Origin of the sequence: Colwellia sp. D2M02 (assembly GCF_018860755.1) — a bacterium.
In the GTDB taxonomy this organism is placed as follows: domain Bacteria; phylum Pseudomonadota; class Gammaproteobacteria; order Enterobacterales; family Alteromonadaceae; genus Colwellia; species Colwellia asteriadis.
This window is the reverse complement of sequence record NZ_JAHKPW010000080.1, coordinates 1-1,975: the sequence shown is the minus strand read 5'-3', so window position 1 is coordinate 1,975 and position 1,975 is coordinate 1. Positions and strand designations below refer to the sequence as shown.

At 48.6% G+C, this 1,975-nt stretch carries 1 protein-coding gene; it reads right to left on the bottom strand.

Annotation, left to right across the window (positions count from 1 at the left end):
* Positions 1–82: 82 nt before the first annotated feature.
* A complete protein-coding gene (gene ltrA / locus KO495_RS15725; RefSeq protein ID WP_354668391.1) occupies positions 83–1,348 on the bottom strand; it encodes a group II intron reverse transcriptase/maturase in 1,266 nt (421 codons plus the stop codon).
* Positions 1,349–1,975: the final 627 nt, after the last annotated feature.

Sequence of the window (1,975 nt, the reverse complement as noted above, 5' to 3'; positions counted from 1 at the left end):
CATCGAGTAGGGTGAGGCGTTACCGCCTCATCCCTCTCACAGAACCGTACATACGGGCCTCGTATACGGCTCATGTACATAGTTATTTAGCGTAATTGCTAAACACATATCCCGTTGCAACATTCTTCAAGTTCATTAGCCCGAGTTCATCGAACCAACTGTTTGGCATCGCATAGCTTGCTAAGGGACTTCGCGCATTGCACCAACTCGTCATGTTGATGTGAGCGAACTTACCTTTATAACCATGCTGTCTTAACCAGCGATGGAGGCGGCTCGCCTTCTTCCATAACTTAAGTTGGATGCTGCGCAAGCGGCGCCTTAGCCAGCTCGCTATTTGCTTAAATGCCCTGCTCGCATTGGCTGTCTTGAAGTAGTGACTGAACCCTCTTAGCAGTGGGTTTAGTGCATTGATGACTGATTGCAGCGGTATTCCGCCATTGCGTTTCGTCATCTGCTTTAGCTTCGCCTTAAACGCGGTGAGTTTCTTAGGTTGTATGCGGGTATGTTTCGTCCCGATTTCAACGCCGAGGAACTTCACACCATCATCACTGTGTGTGATGTGTGTTTTCTCCGTGTTTACACTTAGCTTAAGTTTTCCTTCTAAGATTTGTGTGGCTTGTGCTTTGGCATTTTCTGCCGCTGCACGACTGCAACACAAGATAAGGATGTCATCAGCATAGCGCACTATTCTGTGGCCCCGCTGTTTCATTTCCTCATCGAACGCATCCAGATAGATATTCGCTATCAGTGGGCTTATCACACCACCTTGCGGACTGCCTGTTTCTGTTTGCTGCCAATGCCCATCGACCATTACCCCACTTTGTAAGAACTGTGCGATGAGGCTCAGCACGCTGCCGTCACAGACCCGTCTTTTGATACTCTCTATGATAAGTCTATGGTCCAGCTTATCGAAGCACTTCGACAGGTCCATATCCACCACATGTCGCCGTCCGTATCGACGGATAAACATCGTGGCTTTATTGATGGCATCGTGACAGCTCCGCTTCGGCCTATAACCAAAGCTTGATGGATGGAACTGTTCTTCGAAGATGGGGGTTAGGAGGTCTTTCAAGCATTGTTGAACGACTCTATCTCTTATCGTTGGAATACCCAACAGACGCTCGCCACCACCGTCTTTCGGGATAACAACCCGCCTTACCGGCTGCGGTTGATAGCGTTTGGTTTTGAGTTCGAGAAGAAGCTGCGTGAGTTCATTATCCAGATTTGAGGCAAACGCACTCAGGCTCTGCCCATCTATTCCGGCCGCACCTTTCGCTTTGAATACCTTTTTAAATCCCTTGAACAGTCTTGCTTTATTAAGCAAGTGACCGTACAAACTGTAATACACCCGCACGTTTCTCCCCGAAGATGGTGTGCTGTGTGGGGGCCGATGACTTCTCTTCGTGTTGGTCTATTTCACATGGTAGTTGAGCGTGCTAGCCCAATGGCAATCTACTCAACGTTTCCCACATTACTCCCATGTACCGTTTCGTGGCCAGTCTATCGCTTCCGCGACAAACCAAGTACAAAGACGTCGATAGCTAGTCGATTCGTGTACCACTGAAAAAAAAAACATCTGCTCATCACAGACTTACTATGTACTTCCGCCCTTCGCCATCCTTATCCGCTTTTGGCTGATAAGGACGCCATCAAACACTGCTGATGGTCAGTTCGGTTTTATCCTCCACACCATTACTGGCTTTCACTGGCCGAACTTTACTCACTACTACGGCTTCATCTGCCACCTCACACCGATTAACATCTTGAGTCTCCCCTTGAACGTTAACCACTTACTCTAAGTAAGTTTAGGTGCCAGGCTTCCCCAGTTACTGCACTGACGCCCTGTTAGAAATTCCACCCTCAAGCACAAAACAGGACTGACCGAGTATCGGGCTTCGCGCTATTTTGCACGCTTACCCTCCTGCCTTGCCGAATCAGGTTCACTTTCGTTGTGTACCTCTAACTTCCTATGGCT